The sequence below is a fragment of the Psychromonas hadalis ATCC BAA-638 genome, assembly GCF_000420245.1.
In the GTDB taxonomy this organism is placed as follows: Bacteria; Pseudomonadota; Gammaproteobacteria; order Enterobacterales; family Psychromonadaceae; genus Psychromonas; species Psychromonas hadalis.
The window spans coordinates 1-5667 of sequence record NZ_ATUO01000202.1 but is presented as its reverse complement, the minus strand read 5'-3'; the positions used below and the strand labels follow the sequence as shown (position 1 = coordinate 5667).

The 5667-nt window shown below is 37.6% G+C and carries 4 protein-coding genes; 1 reads left to right on the top strand and 3 read right to left on the bottom strand.

Features of this window, described 5'->3' with window-relative positions:
* The first annotated feature begins 269 nt into the window (after positions 1–269).
* Positions 270–764, top strand: coding sequence for a CreA family protein (locus G322_RS0117105; protein ID WP_022942924.1), 495 nt, complete (start codon positions 270–272; stop codon positions 762–764).
* A 55-nt stretch (positions 765–819) separates the two neighbouring features.
* Here G322_RS0117105 and G322_RS0117100 read toward each other — a convergent pair whose 3' ends face one another.
* The 3 genes from G322_RS0117100 to G322_RS0117090 form a co-directional block, all read right to left on the bottom strand.
* The gene (locus tag G322_RS0117100) at positions 820–2145 is read right to left on the bottom strand and encodes a DEAD/DEAH box helicase (protein ID WP_022942923.1); all 1326 of its coding nucleotides are present in this window, start codon (positions 2143–2145) and stop codon (positions 820–822) included.
* A gap of 139 nt (positions 2146–2284) precedes the next feature.
* The gene (locus G322_RS0117095; protein WP_022942922.1) at positions 2285–2587 is read right to left on the bottom strand and encodes a DUF406 family protein; all 303 of its coding nucleotides are present in this window, start codon (positions 2585–2587) and stop codon (positions 2285–2287) included.
* Between the two features lie 109 nt (positions 2588–2696).
* Positions 2697–5234, bottom strand: a complete 2538-nt coding sequence (locus G322_RS0117090) for a glycogen/starch/alpha-glucan phosphorylase (RefSeq protein WP_022942921.1) — start codon at positions 5232–5234, stop codon at positions 2697–2699.
* Positions 5235–5667 lie beyond the last annotated feature (433 nt).

The window sequence follows — 5667 nt, the reverse complement described above, 5'->3', positions numbered from 1 at the left end:
CGTAAATGGTTGTTCCCTTTACAAAACTTACAACGCAGAAGTGAGTTATTTTAACCAGTAAAATAGATTAGCTATTTACTGTAATTGGTATAATAAACTTCTAGCACCCAGTGCTGAAAATTTTGTGATTATCGAGGCGAATTGAGCAGTGAATAGCTGGCTATTCTGAGTCAATTTAACGAAGATAGGTGCAAAAATAGCCGTATTGGGAAGTGTTGCTTATCCAGAATTCAGGCTATCTATTACAGATAACTTAAACGGAACTTAACATGTTAAAAAAAATTAAAATTTACGGCTCACTCTTCATTCTATTAGTGATCGCTTTTTTTGTATTTAAAGGTTATTCAAAAGACGAAGTAGGTAATGTTTCATTGGGGCTATTCACAACCAAAGATATTAAAATTGAAAAATTAACCGATCCAGAAGTAACAGGGGTAACGTGTCATATCTCTAATATCGTTGCAGATTTAGATTTTTCTGATCCATCAGAATCATCTATTAGTTGTCGCCAAACGGGGGATATTACCATGGCAATGATTGCCAATGTAGACAAATCGGCATCGGGGGAAGTGGTATTTAAAAAATCGAAAAGTATTCTGTTTAAAACCCTTAAAATAAGACGAATTTTTGATCAATCAACACAAACGCTTATCTATATTTCATACAGCACTAAAGAGATCAACGGCAGTTACAAACACGCAATGTCGACCGTGCCACTGTGGGGAACAAAGGCTTACAGTGAGCCAGTGGTTGAGATTAACTAACTAATAAAAAATCGGGGACAACTCTGTCCCCGATTATAATTTACAAACGCTGAATTTACTCTTCTTCTATTATTTTCTTCTTACGACGCATTGGTGCGAAACCAACATCTTTTGCTTCATGGAAGGTTTTGTTCACTGATGTTTTACTCTTAGTCTTTTTCTTCACAACTTTCTTTTTGTTGTCTTTAACAAATTTATCCACTTTTACAGACTTAGCGATAACAGGTTTTAATCCTTTGAATTTTGAATTAATACCTTCAACGCGATCAAAACTAATTGATTGCTGAACAAACGCTTCTACCTTTTTAAAGTTATCCCAATCTTTAGGACCGATAATTGAGATTGCATCACCTTTAGAGCCAGCACGACCTGTACGGCCAATGCGGTGAATATACTCTTCAGTGTGCTTTGGAATATCAAAATTGATAACGTGACTCACGTTCAATAAATCTAATCCACGTGAGGCGATATCGGTTGTTACTAATATCTTCTCTTTACCACGAAAGAAAGAATCCATGATTTTATTACGATTAGATTGGTTAAGATCACCATGCAATGCTATCGCAGATAACCCTTTTTCGACCAAAATGGCACTTAAACGTTCAGTATCCTTACGTGTAGCCGTAAAAATAATCACTTGCTTGGTTGTTTCATTTTGTACAAAATGAAACAACAGTTTCTCTTTCTGATTAAGGTTATCAGCAAGAAAGAAACGTTGTGTTATCTCACTGTGTTGTTGGTTCTCTTCGCCTATCGCAATACGTACCGGTGCTTTTAATAACTCAGCAGCAAATTCATTGACTTCGGCATGGCCGAGTGTTGCTGAAAATAATAGCGTTTGACGCAAGCGATGGTTTGCTTCTTCATTTACCGCTTTTAATTGCTCAGCAAAACCAAGATCTAACATGCGATCTGCTTCATCTAAAATGAGTAGTTCTAAACCATGTAGGTGTAATAACCCTTTTTTAAGGTGATCAACAATACGCCCCGGTGTGCCAACAACAAAATGCGGGTCTCTATCGAGCTGTTTTACTTGGTCGTTAAAGTTTTCACCACCTAATACTAATGTAGATCTTAGATTGGTATTTGAAACGAGTAAACGTAGTTGCGAATAGATCTGTTTAGCGAGTTCACGGGTTGGCGTTAGAATAAGAACACGTGGATCACGTTTAGTTAATGCACGCGTTCTCAATACCCGCTGCATTGCAGGTAGTAAAAAAGCCAGTGTTTTACCAGAGCCTGTTTTTGAAGATGCAAGCAGATCTTTACCGGCAACCGCAACAGGAATTGCTTCTGCCTGAATTTGGGTGGTTTCGGTAAACCCTAAATGTTCAAGGGAAGTAATTAAACGACGATCAACAGGTAAATCAACAATGAGCAAAGGACTCTCCAAGGAGTTAGATAACCCGAATTTAGGTTAGACAGATAGATAAATAGTGTGAGCAGTATAACAGAAATAAAATTGACAAGTCGATTAAAAAAGAGCCTAGGGGAGAGGCTCTTTTATTAGGAAATAGAGGTTAAATGGCGCTTAAATTCATCTCGAAAATTAATTTTTCAGCAGTACATTCAAAAGTTAACGTCACTTCACAATGAAAGCGTTGCTCTATTGTTGATTCACTTTTACTCACTTCAACCGTTGTAAAACGGGTTTTAGCAGCATCAATATATTTTTGTGCGACTTTGTTAACCCCTGCTTTATCAGTACCATCAAAGGGTAATACCAACACGGTATCATCAGCAGTAATGACACTGCCTAGTTCAACAATGGTGCCACACGATTCACACACATCAGCTTCGCATGTATTTTTATCTTCAGACATAATAACCTCTTTATTTAACTTGATTTATTTATTGTAACGCGATTAATAAAAAAGGCGATATTAATAAAATTAATGTCGCCTTTTGATGTTTTAAAACAAGCTTTAAAACTTATTTTAATGGATGTTTATTTAACTTCCAGATCCTTGAAACATAATCTTCAATTGAACGGTCTGAGTTAAATTTACCCATTGATGCACTATTGATAATCGCTTTTTGTGCCCACAGTGACTTATTACGGTAAGTATCATCAATCGCTTGATGTGCTTCCACATAAGAAGCGTAATCTGCAAGACAAAGGTATTCATCACCCCAATCAAGCAAGCTGCGTTTAATATCTGATAATGCGCCTGGATGACCTGGCGTAAAGAAGTCAGAGTCTAACCAATCCAGTACCGATTTAAGCTCAGGATTAGCGTAGTAATAATCGTAAGGATTATAACCACTTGCTTTAAGCGCTTTCACTTCTGCGACACTTAAACCAAAGATAAACATATGCTCTGCGCCAATCTCTTCTGCCATCTCGATGTTTGCACCGTCCATTGTACCAATGGTTAATGCGCCATTAAGTGCCAGTTTCATGTTACCGGTACCTGAAGCCTCAAGGCCTGCTGTGGAAATTTGCTCTGAAACATCAGCGGCTGGAATCATCACTTCCGCTAAAGTAACACGGTAGTTTGGTAGGAAAACAACTTTTAGTTTACCTTTAATGCGCTCATCATTATTGACTTTATCGGCAATTTTATTAAGTGCGAAGATGATCTGTTTTGCCATGTGATAACCCGGTGCAGCTTTAGCACCAAAGATAAACACACGTGGCACCATGTCATAATCAGGATTTTCAAGTAAACGTTTGTAGAGCGTTAAAATATGGATAAGATTTAACTGCTGACGTTTGTATTCATGCAGGCGTTTGATTTGAATATCAAAAATAGCATCAGGTGATACATCAATATCAGTAAGATCTTTAATGACTTTAACCAATGCCTCTTTGTTGTCCTGTTTAATCGCCATAAAGCGTTTTTGGAAAGCAACATCTTTCGCTTTTGGCAAGGCATCTTTTAATTTATCAAGATTCACAACCCAATCAACGCCTACGGTTTCATCGTATAAACTAGCAAGTTTAGGATTACACGCTTTAAGCCAACGACGTGGTGTGACGCCATTAGTAACATTCACTAATTTTGTTGGGAACAGTTCATGAAACTCAGGAAAAAGATCTGTTTTTACCAGTGCAGAATGAACCTCAGCCACACCATTTACTTTGTAGGCGGTAATAACACACAGGTTTGCCATGCGTACCCGTTTGCCACCATTCTCTTCAATGATAGAAAGCTTCTCTTTTTTGCTATTATCACCAGGCCATTTTTCTTCAACCAACTTCATAAACTGATGATTGATTTCATAGATGATTTCAAGGTGACGCGGTAATACTTTTTCAAACAGTCCAACAGACCATTTTTCAAGTGCTTCAGGCAATAATGTATGATTTGTGTAAGCAAAGGTCTTCTGACAAATTTCCCATGCAGCATCCCACGATAAACGCTCTTCATCAACGAGGATACGCATTAGTTCTGGAATGGCGATCGTTGGATGGGTATCGTTTAATTGAATCGCCACTTTTTCTGGAAACAGTGACCAATCTTCATTGGCACGTTTAAAGCGACGTATAATATCTTTTACTGAACAAGCACAGAAGAAATATTGCTGAATCAAACGTAACTCTTTACCCGCTTCTGTTGAATCATTTGGATAAAGTACTTTTGAAACCGTTTCTGCTCTTGATTTTTCAGCTTGTGCATCAACATAACCACCCGCGTTAAATACATCCCAATCAAAGGCTGAATCTGCACGGCTTTCCCATAAACGCAGGATATTAACCGTTTTTGCACCATAACCTACAATAGGAATATCCCATGGCACACCTTTAAGTTTTTCACCCGCATGCCAGACTTTATATGAACCACCTTTTTCATCAAACACAGTTTCCACATAACCGTACAACGGAATATGTTGAATCGACTCAGGACGACAAATCTCCCAAGGATTACCATATTCACGCCATGTATCAGGACGCTCGATTTGATGACCATCTTGGAACGATTGTGAAAACAGACCATGCTCGTAATGAATACCATAACCAATGGCAGGGTAACCCAGTGTCGCTAATGAGTCGATGAAACAAGCGGCTAAGCGCCCTAAGCCACCATTACCCAGTGCCATATCTGGCTCTTCATCACACACTTCGTAGATATCTTTACCCAGTGCTTTTAGTGCCTCTTCAGCAACGCTAAATAACTCTAAATTTTGCAGGTTATTTGATAACAAACGCCCCATTAAAAATTCAAGTGATAGGTAGTTCACCGCACGGGTATCTTTGCTGCTGTGGCTTTGCTGTGTTTTGGTTAACTTATCAAAAACTAACTCATTAACGGCATAACAAGTGGCATTCCACCACGCTTTGTTATTGGCTTTTTTAGAATCTGTGCCTAATCCTTTATGCAGACGATCTACAATCGCCTCTTGCATCTGTTTACTGGTGCACTTAATTGCAGGTGCACTTTTTACTGGCGCTTTTTTCTTAGCGGTTGTTTTTTTCACTGTCGCTTTTTTAGCGACAGACTTTTTAGTTTTGCTTTCTTTAGACATGTGACATCCATATTGATGAAGTAAAAAGTATTATGTTATGTAGGAATTTAATTTAGTGACAATAGTTTGCTTCTATTAATTTTTAGTGACAAAGTTAATGTAAATGTTATTAATTTACCATTATTTAATCATCTCTGGCACTTTATTAAGTAATCATTTTAAAAAAATAGAGTAACAGCAACCATTTTTTCGTCATCCTCCTAAACCCTACGCCCCTTTGCTACCCTTATTTTTAATTAGACAATAAAAAAGCGAGCTACCCATTCCTAAAAAAGGAGGATAATTCGCTTTATGTTAACAATTATTTTATTAATTTAGGATCGGCTTCAAAATTACTTGCGCTTTTGTTTTCAAAATAACCCGTCATTTAGGATTGGCTTCAACATTACTTGCGATTTTGTTTTTAAAATAGCCAGTCACTTAAGGCTTTTTG

Bases quoted from the DNA above. Each gene is read 5' to 3' on its own strand.
- G322_RS0117105 (WP_022942924.1), top strand. From the start codon at position 270: ATGTTAAAAAAAATTAAAATTTACGGCTCACTCTTCATTCTATTAGTG.
- G322_RS0117095 (WP_022942922.1), bottom strand. From the start codon at position 2,587: ATGTCTGAAGATAAAAATACATGCGAAGCTGATGTGTGTGAATCGTGT.
- G322_RS0117090 (WP_022942921.1), bottom strand. From the start codon at position 5,234: ATGTCTAAAGAAAGCAAAACTAAAAAGTCTGTCGCTAAAAAAGCGACA.